The 19842-nt window shown below is 62.2% G+C and carries 10 protein-coding genes; 7 read left to right on the top strand and 3 right to left on the bottom strand.

Features of this window, described 5'->3' with window-relative positions; all coding sequences use genetic code 11:
- The first annotated feature begins 6 nt into the window (after positions 1 to 6).
- From B0E48_RS07340 to B0E48_RS17890, 7 genes are all read left to right on the top strand, one after another.
- Positions 7 to 624 (top strand): hypothetical protein, encoded by a 618-nt coding sequence (locus tag B0E48_RS07340; protein ID WP_139350195.1) that lies wholly within the window; start codon positions 7 to 9, stop codon positions 622 to 624.
- 141 nt (positions 625 to 765) lie between these two features.
- Positions 766 to 4767 (top strand): PilC/PilY family type IV pilus protein, encoded by a 4002-nt coding sequence (locus B0E48_RS07335; RefSeq protein ID WP_168170310.1) that lies wholly within the window; start codon positions 766 to 768, stop codon positions 4765 to 4767.
- A 459-nt stretch (positions 4768 to 5226) separates the two neighbouring features.
- Entirely contained in the window at positions 5227 to 5757 is a 531-nt protein-coding gene (pilV, locus tag B0E48_RS07330; RefSeq protein WP_077517414.1) for a type IV pilus modification protein PilV, read from the top strand.
- Positions 5758 to 5771: 14 nt separating this feature from the next.
- The gene (locus tag B0E48_RS07325) at positions 5772 to 7139 is read left to right on the top strand and encodes a PilW family protein (protein WP_077517412.1); all 1368 of its coding nucleotides are present in this window, start codon (positions 5772 to 5774) and stop codon (positions 7137 to 7139) included.
- Positions 7140 to 7151: 12 nt separating this feature from the next.
- Positions 7152 to 7814: a pilus assembly protein gene (locus B0E48_RS07320; RefSeq protein ID WP_139350194.1), complete on the top strand. Its 663-nt coding sequence runs from the start codon at positions 7152 to 7154 to the stop codon at positions 7812 to 7814.
- A gap of 31 nt (positions 7815 to 7845) precedes the next feature.
- On the top strand, positions 7846 to 10125 hold the full coding sequence (locus tag B0E48_RS07315; RefSeq protein ID WP_168170309.1) for a PilC/PilY family type IV pilus protein: 2280 nt from the start codon (positions 7846 to 7848) through the stop codon (positions 10123 to 10125).
- Positions 10126 to 10145: 20 nt separating this feature from the next.
- Positions 10146 to 10562: a type IV pilin protein gene (locus B0E48_RS17890; RefSeq protein ID WP_077517407.1), complete on the top strand. Its 417-nt coding sequence runs from the start codon at positions 10146 to 10148 to the stop codon at positions 10560 to 10562.
- A 49-nt stretch (positions 10563 to 10611) separates the two neighbouring features.
- Here the strand turns inward: B0E48_RS17890 and recD are convergent, their stop codons facing one another.
- From recD to recC, 3 genes are read right to left on the bottom strand one after another with little or no spacing between them, the layout of a single operon-like run.
- A complete protein-coding gene (gene recD / locus B0E48_RS07305) occupies positions 10612 to 12672 on the bottom strand; it encodes an exodeoxyribonuclease V subunit alpha (RefSeq protein WP_077517405.1) in 2061 nt (686 codons plus the stop codon).
- Positions 12662 to 16342, bottom strand: coding sequence for an exodeoxyribonuclease V subunit beta (recB, locus tag B0E48_RS07300; protein WP_077517403.1), 3681 nt, complete (start codon positions 16340 to 16342; stop codon positions 12662 to 12664). The genes recD and recB overlap by 11 nt, the downstream gene beginning before the upstream one ends.
- Complete coding sequence (gene recC, locus B0E48_RS07295; protein WP_254423891.1) at positions 16339 to 19833, bottom strand: exodeoxyribonuclease V subunit gamma; 3495 nt, start codon at positions 19831 to 19833, stop codon at positions 16339 to 16341. The genes recB and recC overlap by 4 nt, the downstream gene beginning before the upstream one ends.
- Positions 19834 to 19842: the final 9 nt, after the last annotated feature.

Raw genomic sequence — 19842 nt, 5'->3', positions numbered from 1 at the left:
CTCGACATGAACACAAAAAACGTAAGCATGAGTTATCGATGCGGCCCGCGTCGTCAGCAAGGCATGATCGCGACCTTGGTGGCCGTCGTCGTGCTGGTGGCAACGTTGCTCGCGGCGGTGGCCCTGATGCGATCCGTCGATGCGAGCAACACCATTGCGGGAAGCCTGGCTTTCCGGCAAAGCGTGGTCCAGGCGGGGGAGCTTGCCTACCAGGAGGCGCTGACCATGACTTTCAGCGAGCCTACCAGCGACAGTAACCAACCCGGTGGGTACTACGCCACGCTCCAATTACCTATCACTTCAAATACCAACGGTTTGCCGGACGTACTGGTAGCTCAGATGGCGTTGCCGGCGACCAATCTTGGCAAGACAGCAACTTTGACCGGTCTGCCCGCTGGCTATAACGGCTATTACGTGGTTGAAAGGCTGTGTCCAACGGTCGGGCCAGCCAGTCCGGTGACTTGCATCGTGCCGGGCGCGACCATCCAGGGTGGCTCCAGTTCCAATCAGACCAAGGACAATGGGCCGCCGTTTTCCTCGGGCGCCTATGCGGCATTCCGCTTGACCGTAGGGGTCGTTGGGCCAAAGAACACGATGGGATACGTACAAACCGTATTGCGCTAGGCAGCACGGTGGCAGACAGGTGCGCATTGGATGTGGGGAAGTCATCCAGGTGCAGATTGGTCAGCACAGCCTTTCCAGTCAAAGGGCAAGAGCGCGGTTCGCGGCTCCAATAGATTCCTCACTCATTTTGTGGAAGCGGTCATGATCAAGTCTCTTCGCTCTTTCCTTTCGTCTGGCCCAGGATGTGCGCTGCTGGCATTCATGCTGACCGTGGTGGGCGGCGGCAATGCTCAAGCGGCCACAACCGTACTTGCCGACACCCCGGTCTACAGCGCTTCCAATGTCCCCGCCAACCTGATGATGGCGCTTTCGGTGGAGTTCCCGACAGGTCTTGTGGCTGCCTATAAAGGAACCAATGATTACGCCTCGGCAACGAAATACCTGGGCTATTTCGACAATGGCAAGTGTTACGACTACGACAGCACCAACGGGTGGTTCACACCGAAGACCAAAACTGGTCCCAGTTGCTCCGGGCATTGGAGCGGCAACATGCTCAACTGGGCCACGATGTCGGGACTGGATGAATTCCGTCAGGCGCTAACCGGCGGCAATCGCGGTGTTGATACCAGCAGTAATACTGTGTTGCTGCGTTCAAACTTGACCCAACAAGGAAGCTACAGCACCAATTTTCCGGACAAAAACGTGACTCGGGCAACGACGGTTGGGGACACTACTTTTTCATCGAGTACCGTGTATCTCAGATCAGGTGGAATGGGAACGACCTTTCTGGTTGCAGATAACTCCAGTTTCTCCAATAGCTCGGGAAATCACACGAAAACTTATAATGCGCAGATTCAAGTTTGCGTGACGGGTTTACTCGAGAGTAATTGCAATTCTGCACATGGCAGCACGGATTACGTGGGTGCTGGCGTTTACGCCAAGCCCGAGGGGTTGATTCAACAGAATTTCACCAAGATACGCGTCGGTGCGTCGGCCTATGCGTTTTTGAACGGAAACGGGAATGGACAGGCCAATGGTGTCGTGCGTGCCTTGCTGCGCGATAATGGCCCCACCGGGTACAACGGCAATGGCGCGCGAACAAACAACATTTACAAGGAGTGGGACTCAAGCACCGGAATATTCGTTGCTAACCCCGATACGGCCGACACGACGGCAACGGCTCCTGGTGGTGGCAATGCCACGCAAACCGGCGCAATCAATTACTTGAACCAGTTCGGCTACACAAGCAAAGGCTACGAAACCTACGACACCATATCTGATCTTTATTGGGCGACGCTTGCCTATTACATGCAGGTTCCGCTTGACAAGAGTTATACAAAAAACCTGTCTGCCACCAACAGTCTGGACCCCAACTTTCCGGTGTTTGCGGGAACTCCTCCCAATGATCCGATCAGTTATTCCTGCCAGGCGAATGCCATTGTGACGATTGGTGACGATCACACTCACTATGATACGGGGGTTCCCGGGGGAACCCTTACGAGTGCTGTAGTTGGCGGTGGGTTACCCGTCATTGCCGCCAACGGCACCGTTCCGGCGGTAGACGCTACCAAATACACCACGGCGCTTGGCAACCTTCCACTTATAGAGAAAGGGGCGTCTGCGGCCTCACAAAGCTACTCCCAATACTGGAGTGGCGTCACCGCCCCGGCACTGGGAACGCCGCTGGGAGGGCTGGTCTGGGGCGATCAGGCGACGTATTACATGCCCGGCTTGGCTTATTACGCGCATACCAACGATATCCGCAACGACGACCCGAAAAAAGTGGCCACTTTGGGCAAGCAGACGGTGGATACCTATGCTGTCGATGTGCTGGAACCCGGAAGTTACGATGGCAGCAGCACAACTAATGCAATCTACAACCCGACTAAACTCACCACGGCTGGTCCGAATATTTATTGGCTGGCGGCCAAGTACGGTGGCTTCAACGATATCAATGGGGATGGAAAGCCCGCCAACATTCTCACCTGGCATACCAACTCGACTACTGCCGCCGCCAACACATTACGTCCGGATAATTTCTTCCAGGGTAATCAACCCGATCTGCTGCAGACGGGACTCACGCAGATCTTCAATCGTGTGGCATCGACCAGCGTGGCCCGTGGTGCTGCGCCGAGTGTCACATCGACGCGTGCGCTGACTACCATTCCGACTAATGTGGCCCCTTACAACTCGCCCGTCGCGGGCTTTCCGATCTACAACGTGCAGTACAAACCCGTCAGTTGGGTGGGCGATGTCAACGGCTTTGTCGGTACCGCCGCAGCGGGTGGCAATGTCACCGCCGTTGCCGGTGGCAACACCTGGAGTGCGCAGACACAGCTGGAAAACCTGACTCAATACCCCACTGGTGGACCGGTCGTGGGCTGGAACACCGGACGCCGCATCCTCACCTGGAACGATGCTACGAAGGCTGGTGTGCCCTTCCGCTACACCAGCGTGTCTGCTGCCGAGCAGACCGCCGTGGGGAGTGCCAGCTTGCTCAATTACCTGCGTGGTGACAGGAGCAACGAAGCAGGCGGCACAGGCACGTCGGCGTACCGCGCGCGCAGCTACATCCTGGGCGATATCGTGAATTCCCAGGCGGTGCTGGTTCAGAACGCACTTTCCCCTTCTTATTCGGAGTCGACAAATCCCGGCTACACAACCTTTGCGACGTCGGTTGCGAATCGTGCGCCGGTCGTGTACGTCGGCGCGAATGACGGGATGCTGCATGCCTTCGCCGCCGATTTTTCCAACCCCCCTGTCGCACCGGGTAACACGGTGACTGGCGGCGGCAGCGAGCTGTTTGCGTACGTGCCGAGCCTGCTCTACAACGGCCCCAACGCTACGCCCCAGATCGATGGACTTGCTGCTCTGGCGAATCAGACCGGCGTTTCCACCAATCCGTACAACCATCATTTCTATGTCGACAGCACGCCGCAGGTGGCCGACATCGATTTTTCTTATACGGGCCTGAATCCCACCGTCTCCACCGCGGCGACATCCAATTGGCAGTCGATCCTGGTCGGTGGGCTGGGCAAGGGCGGCAAGGGGATTTACGCGCTCAACATCACGACGGTGCCAGGTGCCGTCGCTACGACAGGAAGCGACAGTACTACATTGGCTAATGGCGAGACGAAGCTCGCAACAAGCAAGGTCATGTGGGAGTTCACCGACCCTGACATGGGTTACAGCTACGGCCGTCCGCTGATTGTCAAGACACGCAAATACGGTTGGGTCGTGGTGATGACCTCGGGCTACAACAACATCAGCGGTACGCTCGCGGGTCACGGCATCCTGTATGTGCTGAATGCGAAGACCGGTGCACTGCTGCAGAAGATCGACACCGGCGCAGGCAGTGCCACCAGTCCTGCCGGCTTGGCGCAGGCGACCGGATATACCCAGGATGTGAGCAACGGCACGATCGACCAGATATATGCCGGTGACCTGTTGGGGAACGTGTGGCGCTTCGACCTGTCGGAGCCGGCGCTTGATGCCTCCGGCAACGCGACACCCAATTACCCGACGCCCACCTTGTTTGCCACGCTCACCGATCCTTCAGGAGCCGCGCAGCCGATCACTACCGCACCACGCATTGAGCTCTCCATTGACTCCACCGGATTGGGGACGCTGCGCTGGGTATTTGTCGGCACGGGCCAGTTCCTTGATATCAGCGACCTGAGCAATACGCAGCAGCAATCCATGTATGCCTTGCGCGATGGAACAGGCAGCACGCCATCAGCCACGGGTACCCCATTGGGGCGCAGTGTGTTGGTGGCGAATCCGCTGGTCACGGCGCTGAACCTGAGCGATAGCGCTACTGGCTGGTATTACGACCTGCCTGGCACGGCGGGTACCGGCGGAGGAACCGAGCGGATCGTGGTCAATCCGGATGCCGCCGCAGGCATTTCGGTGATCGCCTGGGCCAGCATGACTCCCTCTACGGATCCTTGTTCATTGCTAGGCAACATCTATGCGGCGGACTTTTCCACCGGCCAATCCGTGCTGCAGGATAGTGCGAACAATTTCATGCAATCCATTACCACCAACACGGCAACCACCGGATTGCAGATGATCCAGCTGCCAGACGGTACTTACTCGATCCTGTATGGCCAGACGGGATCGTTGCCGCAGACGGCAAAAATCAAGCAGCCTGGCGATAACAACCTGCTCAATCGGGTCAACTGGCGAGAGATTCTCAAATAGCTTAACCCGGACACTTTTCCCTGGTGCCGAGGGAGTCGCTCAGGAGATGAGCGACTTCTTGAACCGATGCAAGTAGTTCCTCCGAGGCCGGATATGTCTGCAACAGGCATACCCGGCCTCGGCGTGTCCGCAGCCCGTGATGCATATGACCGGGTTTCTACACGCAGCCATCAGTCATTCGAGATCCCTGCAGCAATGGCTGCACGCTGAAGCTCTTCGCGAGTCAATACGGTGTGCCTCCGTGAGCACTTCACGTGGAGAGTGAATCACGCCCTGTAGCCGCATGATTGTCGCGCTCAAGTGCTCTGTTGCTCGTCGGTCGTTGATTCATGTCAGCGACTTCCCATGCTCGGAGTGCGTGTGAGTCACTTATCCGGAAATTCCTACCGTTCATCGGCTGGGGCTGGTTGAAGCCGGTCAGACAGATACAGTGCAGGCAACGCTTTCAGGGATGATTTCATGCGGAGTTTGCCGCACGAGCATGGCGCCTCATTGATCGAAGTGATGATGTCCGTGCTTGTCTTCAGTGTCGGTCTGATCGGCCTGGCCGGTCTGATGATGATGGCCACACGCTCCAACCATGCCGCGTACCTGCGCACTCAAGTGACGTTTCTGGCCAGCAACATGGCCAATCGCATGAGCGCCAATCCGGTGGGTGTCTGGAATGGCAGTTACAACAGCCATGCCTATCCCGTCTCGGATTCCGCCCCGGGTTGCGGATCTGGTGCCGGGTGCGGACCGGTTGCCTTGGCCATGCACGACCAGATGCTGTGGAGTCGCCAGCTCAAGACCTTTCTGCCCAATCCCAGTGCCACCATCCAGTGCGGTGGCGGGGCCAGTGTGGGCTATGACGCGACGCCGCAGTTCAATCTGCGGCCACCTTATGGCGGCAATTGTGCGATGAGCATCAGCTGGTCCGAGTCGGGGACAGGAGATGAAAGCCATCGCGGCAATGTCACGCAGACCTTTGGCTGGGAGTTCCAACCGTGAGGTGCGCTATCTCTATGTGTCGCCAACATGGCGTGACCTTGATCGAGTTGATGGTGGCGATGGCACTGGGTTTGTTCGTGGCGGCGGGTGTCGTCACCGTGTTTGCCGCGACATCCCACAGCAACAGGGCGCAGATCCAGTTGGCACGGCTGCAGGAAGAGGGGCGCTTTGCGATCACCAGCCTCAGCCGCGACCTGCGCATGACCAACGGCTTGTACTGCAACAACACTGGCGGCGTGGCTCAGCCACGCGACGGACTTCCGCAGCTTGATCACTTGCGCTCACCGAAGGTCTTTGCCAGAGATCTTGTCGGCACAGCGGTGAGCGCAACCAGTGGTGCGCTTGGAGATGTCACCACGGCGTGGGGTGTTGCCAGTGGTCCGACCAGTTATCCCGCGGCACCGACAACGCCATATAGCATGCCCTCCTTCCTTTTCATGCGTGGCTATGACTGCACGCTCACTACATGCACACCTGTGGATCCCAGCGCTGCAGGCCTCCCGCCGATGGGCACGAACCCGGGTGACCGGATCAGGGGTGCCGCTGTGGTGACTCTGCGGTACCTCAATTCTTCGAATGGATGGGCCGTTGGCAGTACGGGTGGCAGCACGCTGGTTGCGGATACGGTCACCGGAGGTGTTTCCTCGATCACGCTGAACCCGCGGTCGGGCGAACCTCCAAGGACAAACTTTGCCAATGGCGATCTGGTCATGCTGGCAGATTGTTCGAATGCGCAGATCTTCGCCGCCACCTATTCGCCGGCTACGGGTGTGCTCACTTTGCCGGACAGCGGCAACTTCGCCGGTGCCGGTCCGGTTGCTCCATCGCAGATGTCCGCCCCGAAGGTTTTCGACCTCAATCGGGATTTCCAGACGGTTACCTATTACCTGAAAGTGGTCAGCGTGGACGACAACGGCAAGCCGCCTTTTACCGGTGCATTGATGCGCCGGATCAATGGGGGTCTCAAGGCCGGCAGTCATGGCGTCCAACCCGGCGCGTCCGAGGATGAATTGGTACGAGGTATCGAACGGTTGGACTTCAAGTACGCAGTCGAGGATGCCAGCGGCAGGACCAGCTTTCTCAGCGCGGCGCAGGTCGATGGCGCTGTCGATTGTCCACCCGTGGAGATCGATGCCTTGACTGCGGCCGGTTGTCTGTGGCGCGGAGTCAAGAGCGTTGAAGTCAGCATCCTGATGGATGGCCAGATACCGCTGTACACCTTGGGTGCTGGCGATATTGCTTACGTCTATGCCGTTGACGGTATCAGCAAGCCCGCGGCGCCGAAGGCCCATCCGATCAAACCGGGTGACCAGGGTTTTGCCGATCAGATGTTGCGGCGCGAGTTCACCGCCTTGGTGGCCGTGCGCAACTACAACCCATGAGGAGTGCTGCAGATGCATGGATTGCCGCCGAGTAAACAAAACATGTCGTTGGCCATGTCATGCACTGATCGTTTTATCCCGAGACATGGATCCGCGTGTGCCCAGCGTGGTGTCGTCATGGTGGTGGCACTGGTCTTTCTGCTGCTCTTGACCATGCTCGCGATCAGCGCGACAGGCAACTCGTTGCTGCAGGAGCGCATGGCAGGTGGTCTTCGCAATGCTCAACAGGCGGAAATGAGTGCTGAAACTGCATTGCGTGGGGCTGAGTGGAAACTCTGGAGCAGTGGCAGCATTGGTGTACACCTTCGTTGCGGTACGGAAACTTCCAGTGCCTGCTATACCTTCGACCCGGACCACCCGATAAGCAATGTCGTCAAGTTCCGCACCCAGCCGGACTGGTTCAGTGCCGGTGCCACGGTGTACAGAGGTGACGGAAATGCCGTCGACTACACCACGCTGGTCAACGGCAAGCTGGCCAGAAACCCGCTGTACGTCATCGAGGACCTCGGCGTGGAATTGCCGCCGGGCGTCAGTGGCAGCCTGCGTGAATCAGGTGCCACAGGCGTCGATACCAGTGCCGCAGCACATGTCTACCGGATTACCGCTCGCGGCAGTGGCGGTAACGGGAACACCGTGCGTGTCCTGGAATCCACCTTTGCGGTCAAGGCCAATTGAGCGAGATCCATCGAAACGGAGTATTCGAGTCATGCGTGGTCGCCATCTTTTCGACTTGTCCGGCGCGTTGTGGTTTCCGGTTCTCCTGCTGTTTCAGATCGGCGGGTTGCCGGTATCGGCGCACGCCGGTTCATCGGGCGCGCCGGTGTTGGTGTCCAGCAGCGTGCCTGCTTCGGCTCCGATCGGTGCTGTGACCAGCAGCCTCAGTGCCACGGTGTTGAATGGTAAAACCCTGGCGTTCCATACCGGCTACAGCTCGCTTGACTGGAGTGGTGTGCTGGATGCATTCAAGCTGGCTTCGGATGGTACCCAAGGCGATCTGGCATGGAGCGTGGGGGCGAGACTCGATGCCCTGGCACCCGCCAATCGCGTGATCCTGACCGCCAGGTTCAATGTCGATGGAAGTTTCGGTCATGGCCTGGAGTTCAGGGCATTCGACAACCTGGATACGGCCGCGCAAGGCCTCGTGATGACACCCGCCAGCATGGATTCCACCTACGACACGGGACAGACTCGAATCGACTGGCTCCGCGGTGACAGGGCATCGGAAGCCAATGGCACGATGCGCAGGCGAAGCACGCTGCTCGGTGCGATCATCCGATCACAGGCCCTTTATGTATCCCATCCTGCCGCCGGTTATCGCAATGTCTGGCCACCACTTGCCAATGGCACCACGGCCCCGGAGACAGTGGCGGCAGCGACACCGGCAATGGGTACGGACTATGTCAGCTATGAGCGGTTCTCCATAGATCAGGCTGACCGTACCCCGGTTGTCTATGTGGGTGCGAACGACGGCATGCTGCATGCGTTCGACGCTACGCAGAATATAGACGGCAGCAATACCGCTACTTCGGGCAGGGAACTCTGGGCTTATGTGCCGCGTTCGGCCTATGCCAATCTCGGCAACCTGACTAGCAGGGCCTCTTTCACCTTCACGCCGACGGTGGATGCCACGCCAGTAACACGTGATGTGTTTTTCGATGCATCGACCACCATGCCGGCAAAGACATCGGCAGGTTGGCACACCCTCCTAGTGGGAAGCTTGGGTGGTGGTGGGCGCGGTGTGTTTGCGCTCGACGTTACCGACCCCAACCCAGCAGACGCGAATGGCGTGAACGTGGCCAATACCGGCAGCAAGGTGTTGTGGGAGTTCAATGCCGACATGCCGGTGGTTGCTTCATCGTCCAACGGCGCAGGTGGCACGGATCCGGGTGGTGATCCGGCCGATCTGGGTTACACCTTTGGCCAGCCCAATATTGGCCGTCTTGCGAACGGCAAATGGGTGGTGCTGGTACCGGGTGGTTATTCCCCCGATTGCAGCAAGTCGGATCAACCGATCCGCTGCAGCTCTGGAAATGTTCCGTCCGCCGATGGCGCGCCGGCGGTCAGTTATAGCGCGCTGTTCTTGTTGGATGCGCAAACGGGTGCACTGATCGATGAGCTCAAAACTCCGACCGATATCACCGGCGTGGCCAGCAATGGCCTGTCGTCTCCGGTCCTGGGTGATTACAACAACGACCAGGTTGACGATGTGGCGTTTGCCGGTGACCTGGCCGGCAACGTGTGGCGCTATGACCTGACCAGTCCCGACCCAAGCCGATGGAGTGTCAGGTTGGCCTATCAACCAACGACGCAAGGGATGCAACCGATTACCGTGATGCCGCGGTTGTTCCCCGATCCGGCGACCCATCGGTTCATCGTGGTTTTCGGCACAGGGAAATACCTTGCGATGGACGGCAGCCATGCAAGGGGAGTGCAATCCGTGTATGGCATTCGTGATCTCGATGACACGGTTTATGGGACTGCACGCCTGGTGCAACAAATGCTGACAGAGCTGAATTCCGGCAGTGTCCATTGTGGTGAAACATACCGCGGTCTGACGAATTATCCGGTGCCGGCCAACCGCGCGGGTTGGTACTTCAATTTGATTGCTCCGGATGAGCAGGTGGTGGTGACTCCAGGCGCACTTTTCGACACCAATCGGGCCGTGGTCACGACACTGATACCCGACAACGATGGCTGCTCGACGGGTAATGAGGGTGCGGTGATGATTGTCGATGCAGCGACCGGCGGGGCGGATGATGGACTCTCAATGGGGCCAGCCAACTGGGCGAGTTCAGTCAGCAGATACAAGGCAGTCGGTGGTCGTGTCAACAATCTGCCGACTGGCGGAATGCTGCCGGTGGCCACGATCATCGGTGGCGGCAAGCTGGTTTTTCCGGGGATCGCCTTGAATAGTGGTGGAGTCCTTGCTGGTAACGATGTGATCTGGCGTCGTCGCTCGTGGCGGGAGCTGAACACCGATCAATAAAGCCGGCAAGGAGGCAGGTCATGGCACGAACATATGGTTTTACCTTGTTGGAGCTGATGATTGTGGTGGTGATCATCGCGATCCTGGCGACCATCGCGATACCGGCGTACGGACGCTATGCGCACCGTACCCGCCGGGTGGACGCTCAGGAGTTGCTTCTGCGCATTGCCAATGCGCAGGAGCGGTTCTATGCAACCAACAACGAATACGGTGCGCTGACGGATATCGGATATCCAGATCCGGCACCTTCCGAGAAAGGCTATTACTTGGTGACATCGGTCATTTCAGCGGATTCGGCAGGCAGCAGCGCGCAGGCGTTCACCGCAGTAGCAACTCCCGTGGGTGGCCAAGTCATGGATGACTGCAACAACCTTTCCATCACCAATACTGGGGCGAAGTCTTCCTCCGGCACTACCAACAACGGCAGTTGCTGGTGACTGCGAGATCCAGACAGGCGAAATGTCTACGGGTGCAGTCATGACGAACTCAATTGCTGGATAGCCGCTCGGCCAGCCCTGAGTAACGACGGGTGCGCTGGCGGGTGGCGAGGTCGACGATGGCCTCGCTGCCGAGCAGACTGAACCAGCGACGGGCGCGGGTGATGCCGGTGTAGAGCAGTTCGCGGGTCAGTACGTTGCTGGCTTCGGTGGGCAGTACGAGCGCGGTGTGCTCGAACTCCGAACCCTGCGATTTGTGCACGGTCATCGCGTAGACCGTGGCGACCTCGCCAAGGCGCGCGGGCACGACATGGCGGATCCGCGTGCTGCTGGTCGAACCTGCCGTGGCGCTGGCGAGAAACGCCACGGACAGACACAAGTGGCCACGCTCGTCCGGCAGGCGCAGGCAGATGCCGACGTCGCCATTGGCCAGACCGAGGCTGTAGTCGTTGCGGGTGAGCATGATCGGCCGCCCTTCGTACCAACCATGACTGCTCTCAATCAGTCCCTGCGCATGCAGCGCGTCGGCGATCAGCTGGTTGAGACCTTCCACACCGTGCGGCCCCTGGCGCAACGCGCACAGCAACTGGAAGCGGTTGAACGCCTGCAGCACGTCGCGTGCCCAGTGGTCATGCGCGGCGGCATCGATGGCGGAAGCAGGGCGTTCGCGTCGCAGCAGTTCCAGATAGTGGCGATAGCCGACGGCTCGCTCGTGATGGATCGTGCTGCCGTCATTGACCGAAAGATGCACGTTGCCACCATCGATGGCCAGCTCGGCCAGCTGCATGCGCTGGCTGACGGGCAGCCACGCAAGGTCGGTCGACGGTGTGGCCAGTAAGGCATGCACGCGGTCGGTGTCGCCGGCATTCACGGCGCGTGCGAGCTGGCCGATGCCGCTGCTGTCGCCGAAGCGATGGCTGTGTCGCAGCATCGCCAGCTGCTGATCCAGCGGCTGCGCGTCAGCGCAGACGAAGGCACGAATGTCGGAGCCGGTGGTTTCGCACAGCCAGTCAGCCGTGCTCGCGCTGTAGTGGCCGGTCTCGGCGCGGCGGCACAGGTCGCCGAGTACGGCGCCTGCTTCCACCGAGGAGAGTTGATCCTTGTCGCCGAGCAGGATCAGTCGCGCCGTTGGAGGCAGCGCGGCGAGTACGGCGGACATCATTTCCAGGTCGATCATGGAGGCCTCGTCGACCACCAGCAGATCCAGATGCAGCGGATTGCCGCGGTCGTGGCGGAAGCGACGGGTATCCGGTCGCGCGCCGAGCAGGCGATGCAGGGTGACGACCTCGGCGGGAATCGCGGCGCGGGTAGCGTCGTCCACGTCGAGCTGGGCGATCTGCGCGGCGATCGATGCGTTCAGGCGCGCTGCGGCCTTGCCGGTGGGCGCGGCCAGCCGGATCCGCAAGGGACGTGCGTGCTGGCGCAGTTGCAGCGTCTGCAGCAGACCAAGCAGGCGTACCACCGTGGTGGTCTTGCCGGTGCCGGGGCCGCCGGTAATCACCGTGAATGCGCCGCACGCCGCCAGCGCGCAGGCGATCTTCGGCCAGTCGGGTGTTGAATTTGTAGGAGCGGCTTCAGCCGCGATGCTTTCTGTTTGGCTGACACCGGGAGCATCGCGACTGAAGTCGCTCCTACAGGGTGTCGGGAACAACCGGGTCAGTTCGTCCGCGAGCTGCTCGGGCACAGCTTGCGGCAGGGTCAGGCGTACACGGATCGCAGCGGCCACCTGACGTTCGTGATTCCAGTAGCGGCGCAGATACAGTCGCGTGCCGTCGAGCACCAGCGGTGCGGCAGCCGGATGGCCGCTGTGGCCATCGGCGACCAGCGGCGAGCTGGACAGTGCTGCGGGATTTTCGGTGATCGCGCGCAACAACGGCCGCCAGCCGGATGGCCAATCCTGCTCGTCAGCGAGTGCAGGCAATGCCTCAAGGTCGAGGCAAAGATGACCATCGGCGAGTTGGCGGCTGAGCAGGGCGGCCAGCCATAGCAAGCCCGGTGCGGTATCGCCATCGCGTTCGGCGAGGAAACGCGCCAGCGCGATATCCAGTGGTCGCAGCCGTTGCGTCGCGACGGCCTGGTCGAGCAGCTCGAACACGGCATCATGCGACATCGGGCGATCCTCCCTGGGCGAACAGCCGATCCATCGCGTCGATCAGCGCGTATGGCAAGCGCTCGCTGTGCACGCCATGACCGTCGCCATCGACGCCGCGCAGGTACAGATAGAGCACGCCGCCGATGTGCTGCTCATAGCGGTAATCCGGCAGGCGCGCGCGCAGTTGCCGGTGCAGCGCCAGCGTGTAGATCGCGTATTGCAGCTCGTAGCGGCTGTGCAGTATCGAGTCGCGCATCGCCTCGGTGCTGTAGGCGGAAGCTTCGCTACCGAGCCAGTTGGATTTGTAGTCGACGATAAAATAACGGCCGTCGTGCTCGAAGATCAGGTCGACGAAACCCTTGAGCATGCCGTTGAGGCGATCGGGCAACAGCGCTGGCCGCGGCCGCCCATCCAGCGTGTGCGCCGTGACCAGCCGATCCAGCGCGAGGGTGTCCACGCGATGCGCCTCAAACCAGAATTCCAGTTCAGCGCGGTAGGCGTTCGTATCGGTCAACTCGGCCAACGCCGTGTGACTGCCGTCGGGCAGGCGCAGTGGTGTGGTGAGGAAGGCCGGCAGCCATGCCGCCAATGGTTTGATCCATGCCTGCCAGCCGCGGCGCTGGCAGCGTCGGGCGATCAGGCTTTCCAGTTCAGGCGTTGCATGGGCGCAGGTGGCGAAGCCTTCGTCGGCTGCCCATTCCAGCAAGCCATGCAGGAAGGTGCCGGGCTCGGCGCCACGCGGGAAGTTGTGGATGCTCGGGGCGAGATCGAGGCTGGTTGGCGCGGGATGGTCCGGTCGTTCGGTGCTGGCCTCAGCCAGCACATCCTGCTGCGCGGTTTCCGGCGCCTGCTGGCGCGTGCTGGATTCAGCCTCGGCGACTTTCAGTGCGCTGTAGCTGGCGATCCACCACGGCTCGATCGGTGCGCCGTGGTAATCGCGTGCCGGTCGGGTGGGAAGGATCGTGGTAGTGGGCTGGTAGCGTCGGCTGTCGGCGCTGGCTGGCAGCGATTCGATATGGATGTCTGGATGGCCATGTTGCAACAGATGGAGTCGTTCGGAAAATGCGGCTTCCTCGATCGGTTCGCCGCCAGACAGCACGTAACCGAACGCGGACTTGTGCAATCCCGAGGTCTTCTTCTGGCCGTCCTTGAGATTGGCGACGCCCAGCCAGCAAGCATGCTGGGCACGGGTCAGTGCCACGTACAGCAGGCGCAGATCTTCCTGCAGGCGTTCGCGGTCGGCCTGCTCCAAGGCCGCGTGGGAGGGACGTAGATCCAGCGCCGGTTGGGTGTCATCGTCATGCCAGACGAAGCTGTCGTCCTGCTTCAGCTCGCGCAGGCTACATACGAACGGCAGCAGCACCAGCGGATATTCCAGCCCCTTCGACTTGTGGATGGTCACCACCTTGATCAGGGCGGACTCGCTTTCCAGTCGCACGATCTTCTCGTCGGCGGTGTCGGCCTGGTGGTCATCGGCCAGATCGATCTGCGCGGCGAGGTGACGGATCAAGGCGTGTTCGCCATCCAGCGTCGTGGCTGCCTGCTGCAACAGTTCGGCCAGATGCAGCAGGTTGGTCAGCGCTCGCTCGCCATCGGCACGGCTCAGCAACTGCGCCGGCAGGTCGAACAGGTGCAGCAGGTCGTGCAGCATGGCCAGCACACCGTGACGCAGCCAGCCGTCGTGCAGTTGACGGAAACGGTCGCCGCAATGCTCCCAGTGCGATTCGTCCAGGTTGAGCCGGTCGAGCTCGGCATAGTCCTGGCCCAGCGTCGGTGTGGCCAGCGCAGCGCGCATCGCGCGGTCGGAGCCGGGTTCGGCGCAGGCGTGCAGCCACAGCAGCAGGTCGCGTGCCTCGGGCGAGGCATACACCGAGTCGCGATCGGACAGGTAGACGCTGGCCAGCCCGCGGGATTGCATCGCGTTGCGCATCTCGGTGGCTTCAGTGCCGGTGCGCACCAGGATCGCGATGTCGCCGGGCACCAGTGCACTGAACCGGCCATCCGCGGCCACGAAACCGCAGTCGCCGTGGCTGGCCGCGTCGAGCCATTGCACCAGGGTCGACGCGGCATGTTCGGCCATCATCTTGCGATAGGCGTTCTTGCTGATCAAGGTGGCGTCGGGGGTTACCGCCAGTTGCAGCGCAGGCATGGATTGGCCATGCAGTTGCAGACGTTCCTTGCGGCCTTTCGCGTGCACCGGCAGGAATGGCAGTCCCTGTTCGCCCTTGCCGAACAGGAAAGCCCCTTGCGGATGCTGCTCGGCAAACCCGAACACGCGATTGACCGCCCCCACCATCGACTGGGTGGAACGGTAATTGGTGTCGAGTGTCCAGGTCGGCTGGACGGCGCTGCTGCGCGCGCGCAGATAGGTGTGGATGTCGGCACCACGGAAACCGTAGATCGCCTGCTTGGGATCGCCGATCAACAGCAGGCCGGTCTCACTCCGCTCGCCGTAGATGCGCTGGAAGATGCGCCACTGCAGCGGGTCGGTGTCCTGGAATTCGTCGATCAGCGCGACCGGATACTGACTGGCGATGGTCTGCGCCAGCTGGGCACCACGGCGGCCGTGCAGCGCCTGGTCCAGGCGTTTGAGCATGTCGTCGAAACCGAGCTGGGCCAGCCGCTGCTTGGCGGCCTCCAGCTGGCTGGCGATCCATGGCACGGCATGGGCGAGAATCAGCGGCCCGAGCATCTCGCTGGCATGCTGCGCGTCGAGCAGCCGGTCAATCGCCGCGAAGGCAGGATGTTCCGGCGTGGTCCGGTTCTTGTTGGTCGCGGTGCTGAGCTTGCGCTGCGCATAGCGTTGCAGGATATTCTCGTCGCACGGGGTGCCGCTGGCTGCCCACTGACGCAGCGCTGCCATGTCGTCGGGAAACTGTGCCGCCTTGTAGGTGGTGCCGCTGAGCGCCTTCGCCTGTATCGCGGTGTCGAGTAAGGCCGCGATCGCCTCGGCATCGGCGAGCCACAGCGCGCGGGCATGCTGCCGAGCTTCGCGCAACGGTATCAGCGTGGCCGCGATCGTCGCCGCAAGATCCGTGATCACCGGCAGCGCATGGCCGTCCAGCCGCAGGTTTTCCAGTGGCTGGCGCAGCAGGGGGCGCACGTCCTGCTGCAATTCGCACGGGTTCGCCCACAGTCGCGTGATCTGTTCGGCGTCGCTGCGATCGAGTGTGAAGAATTGCCGGCGCCAGTAATCGCGTACGGCCTCAGCCAGCAACTCGCTTTCGTCGCTGGTGGCGTTCTGCACGAACGCATGCCCGCTGTCGAACGCGTGCTGGCTGAGCATGCGCTGGCACCAGCCATGGATGGTGTGCACGGCGGCCTCATCCATCCATTGCGCGGCCAGCTCCAGTTGGCGCGCGGCGCGGGCGCGAGCATTCAAGTCGGGATAGGCTGCGACCAGGGCAGCAAGAAAATCGTCGGCGGGGCCATGACCGCGGAACGCCGCTGCCGCCTTGTCCAGGCGGGTACGGATGCGCTCGCGCAATTCGGCGGTGGCGGCCTTGGTGAAGGTCATCACCAATATCTGCGGCGGCAGCAGCGGGGTGGCGTTGTCGCCGTGGCCGAGCACCAGGCGAAGGTACAGCGCGGCGATCGTCCAGGTCTTGCCGGTACCGGCGCTGGCTTCGATCAATCGGGTGCCGTGCAAGGGCAACTGCAACGGGTCGAGCGGGGCGGGGCGATTCATGCCGCGCCCTCCATCGGCAATACAGCGTCGATCAGCGCCTGGTACAGCGGCAGCCAGTGCTCGAAACCGCCTGCATGCATCGCCGAAAAATCCGGCCACGCGCGGGTGAGACAGGGATCTTCCATGCGCTCGCCCGGCACCGGAGAGAAGGCGCTGCCTTCGTAGCAGAGGGCTGCCGCGGCAGCGGCGTTCTTGTCGGAGCTGGCGGCCTGCAGCCACGCATACGCAGTCTTGCGGGCAATCGGCAATGGCGACTGCATGCCGGCACGCAGGGCGGCCAGCAACTGGTCGAGCAGTTGGACAGCGACCTCACGTGTCAGTGCGCGCAGCGTGGGTTGTACATCGGCGCTGATCACCTGGGTCTGCATCGCCAGCCCGCAGGCGTTCGCCAGCAGATGGATGATCCATGCCGGTAGCAATTTTTCGTGGCGCAGGGTTCCATCCCTGGCCAGCAGCGCGCCGCTGAGCAGTTCGAGTCGCCGCAGATGGCCGGCACCGTCGTGGCGCAGGTCGATCAACCAGTCTTCGACCAGCAAGCCATCGCTGGTGTAGCGCAGCTCGTGCGTGTCGTCCGTCAACGGCCAGTGCAGGCAGGCATCGCGCCAGGCGAGCGCGAGCGCATGCGCCTGTTCGGCGATCTCCGCCTGCAGTGCGGCACCGAAACCGCCGGGCGGCAGCAGGCCTTCGTCATGCAGGCGCTGGGTGGCGTGGGTGATGGCGTTGTCCGGGTCAGTCATGACGGCCGGGTCGATTGCCGCGTGCAGCACCGCGCGGGTCGCGCCGTAACGCTGCAGGCCATCGAGCGCGAACGGTTCGTCATCGAGTACGTCGTCGGTCGCCTCGGTGAAATACACCTTCAGCCGCTGGTTGAAGAAGTACGCCACCGGCTTGCGCAGGAAGCGCTGCAACTGCTCGAGGCTCAGTGCGCTGTCGGGTTGCCACGGAGTGAGCGCCGACGAATTTGCTGATTCAGGTGCGACGCGATGCGCTTGCTGCCACTCGTGGGCGTAGGTGAACAGGCGTGCATCATCGTCGGCACCGAAATAGCGGTGGCTAAACGGTTGCAGCGGGTGCTCGGTGGTGAGTGCAGCCAGCAGTTGCACGCCGGCCTCATGGTCATCGGATGGCGTGCCATCGCGACACCAGCCGGTGGCCAGATAGTCACGCAACTGGCCGACCAGTACCGACGGTGGCAGCGTGCTGTTGTCGCGCGCGCTGCGGCCGACCCAGCTGATGTACAACGCATCGCGGGCGGATAGCAGGGCTTCGAGGAACAGGTAACGGTCGTCCTCGCGGCGCGAGCGGTCGCCGGGGCGGCTGTGACCGGTCTGTGCCATCAGGTCGAAATCGAGCGGCGTCTGCCGGCGTGGGTAATCGCCATCGTTCATGCCGAGCAGGCAGACCACACGGAACGGAATGGCGCGCATCGGCATCAGCGTACCGAAGCTCACGGCGCCGCCCATGAAGCGTTGCGACAGTCGGCTTTCGTCGATTGCCTGCAGCCAGTGCTCACGCACGATGGTGAGCGGAACCGCGCTGGCGAAGCCGGCTTCGGCACAGGCCTCATGCCATGCGTCAAGCGCATCGTGCAGTCGGCTCAGTTGCACGCTGTCGTCGTCATCGCCGCTGTCGAAGAAGTCGTTCAGCAGTGCGCGCAGGTGTTCGCACCACGCCGCTGGCGTGGCCGTCGTGCGCAGCAGCTGCCAGTAGTGCTCCAGCCGATCCAGCAGCAGGCTCAGCGGGCCCAGCAGGGCCGCATCGAGACCGCCGACTTCGGCGTAGGGCGCAATCCCGTCCAGCGATTCGCCGTCGCCCACCGCATAGCCGAGCAGCATCCGGCGCAGGCCGAAGCGCCAGCTGTTCTGTTCCAGCGCCGGCAGCTCGAGGCTCTGCTTCTGTGCCGCGTCGAGGCCCCAGCGGATGCCGACATCCTCGATCCAGCGGCGCAGCGTGGGCAGGCCGCTCTGGTCGAGACCGAAGCGTGCGCGCAGCGCGGGTACATCGAGCAGGTCGAGCATGTCGCTGACCGCGAAGCGCGATTCGGGCAGCGCCAGCAGATGCTCCAGCGCGACCAGCAGCGGCACGCTGGCGCGCGACGACTGGTCGGCCACGCTGTACGGCAGGCGGCGCGGATCGTCGGCGGGTAGCCGGCCGAACACCGCCTGCACATGCGGCGCATAGGTCTGGATATCCGGCACCATCACGATCACGTCGCGTGGCGCCAGCGGCGTACCATCGCGTGCGGCCTGCTCGAACATCGCCAGCAACTGGTCGTGCAGCACTTCCACTTCGCGCTGCGGATTGTGCGCAATGTGGAAGCGCAGCGAAGCGTCGACATCGTGCCATGGCTGTCGCCGGGCCGGCAGCGGCTGCAGGTCGAGGATGGCCTGTTGTACCTGATGCAGCAGACTGTCCTCGCCGACATCGTGGAACAGGTCGATGCTGCGGTCGATCGCGGCGAATTGCTGGCGATAGTCGTCGGCCTGATCGAACGCATCGAGCAGGCGGATGTAATCACGCCCCTGCTTGCCCCAGGCAGCGAGCAGCGGGTTGGCGTGCAGGTGCAGATCCTCGTAGCGCGGCGTGGCCGGCAGACCAGGCTTGCCCGCCTGTCGCTGCCGGCTGGCCTTGAGCAGTTCGCGGTCCTCGATGATATCGGCCCAGTAATGCCGGCACGGATTGGCCACCACCAGCAGCACCTGCGAAAAGCGCGCCAGCGCGGTGAGTGCTTCCAGCGTCTGCTGCGGCAACGAGGAGATGCCGAACACCACGATGCGTCGCGGCAGGGCGGCTGGCCGTTCGCTCAACGCTGCCGCGCGTGCGAGGAAGGTGCGATGCACGCCGGCGCGGTGCTGGTCGCGCTGGGCGACACCGACGTCGTCCAGCAACAGGCGCCACAGTCGTGGCTGCCAGCGCTGTTCGTCACTGATCGGTGCGCGGCTGCCGCGCAATTCATCACGCAGCACATCGTGGCCGTGTTCCCAGTCGTCGAGCCAGTCCGCGCGATAGACCTGGTATTGATCGAACAGGTCGGCCACGCGCAGGGCCAGCTGATGGCGCTTGCGCCAGTCCGGGTCGTTGCCGAGGAAATCGCGCAGTGGCGCAAAGTCCTCTTCGTGAAGGTGTTGCGGAATCAGTCGCAGCAGTCGCCAGGCCAGTCGCGACTTGTCGAACGGCGAGGTGGCCGCCACGGCGTCGCGACCCAGCACGGCGCGGTACGCCGCCCACAAGAAACGTCCCGGCAGTTGCACCTCGATCGCCGCACTGATGCCCAGTCCGCCGGCTTCGACCGGGCGCGCAAACGCCAGCTTCAGCCACTGCGCGATGCCGTTGCTCTGCACCAGCATCAGCTCGTTTTCCAGCGGCTTGAGCGGCGCGCGGGCCAGCCAGGCGGTGAGCAGGTCGCGCAGATCCTCCAGCCGGTTGCCGTGGAGCACCATCAGGCCGGGTTCGATCGGGGCCGCCGCGGGCGATGGTTGGGACGCGGTCACGGCTGGCGG

The organism is Rhodanobacter sp. C03, from assembly GCF_002001175.1.
Taxonomy (GTDB): Bacteria; Pseudomonadota; Gammaproteobacteria; order Xanthomonadales; family Rhodanobacteraceae; genus Rhodanobacter.
The sequence above is the reverse complement of the archived record's forward strand: the minus strand, read 5'-3'. Positions and strand labels throughout refer to the sequence as shown.

Excerpts from the sequence above, each read along its gene's own strand:
- B0E48_RS17890 (WP_077517407.1), top strand. The coding sequence starts at position 10,146 with ATGGCACGAACATATGGTTTTACCTTGTTGGAGCTGATGATTGTGGTG.
- B0E48_RS07315 (WP_168170309.1), top strand. The coding sequence starts at position 7,846 with ATGCGTGGTCGCCATCTTTTCGACTTGTCCGGCGCGTTGTGGTTTCCG.
- B0E48_RS07340 (WP_139350195.1), top strand. The coding sequence starts at position 7 with ATGAACACAAAAAACGTAAGCATGAGTTATCGATGCGGCCCGCGTCGT.
- B0E48_RS07335 (WP_168170310.1), top strand. The coding sequence starts at position 766 with ATGATCAAGTCTCTTCGCTCTTTCCTTTCGTCTGGCCCAGGATGTGCG.
- recB (WP_077517403.1), bottom strand. The coding sequence starts at position 16,342 with ATGAATCGCCCCGCCCCGCTCGACCCGTTGCAGTTGCCCTTGCACGGC.
- B0E48_RS07320 (WP_139350194.1), top strand. The coding sequence starts at position 7,152 with ATGCATGGATTGCCGCCGAGTAAACAAAACATGTCGTTGGCCATGTCA.
- recD (WP_077517405.1), bottom strand. The coding sequence starts at position 12,672 with ATGTCGCATGATGCCGTGTTCGAGCTGCTCGACCAGGCCGTCGCGACG.
- pilV (WP_077517414.1), top strand. The coding sequence starts at position 5,227 with ATGCGGAGTTTGCCGCACGAGCATGGCGCCTCATTGATCGAAGTGATG.
- B0E48_RS07325 (WP_077517412.1), top strand. The coding sequence starts at position 5,772 with ATGTGTCGCCAACATGGCGTGACCTTGATCGAGTTGATGGTGGCGATG.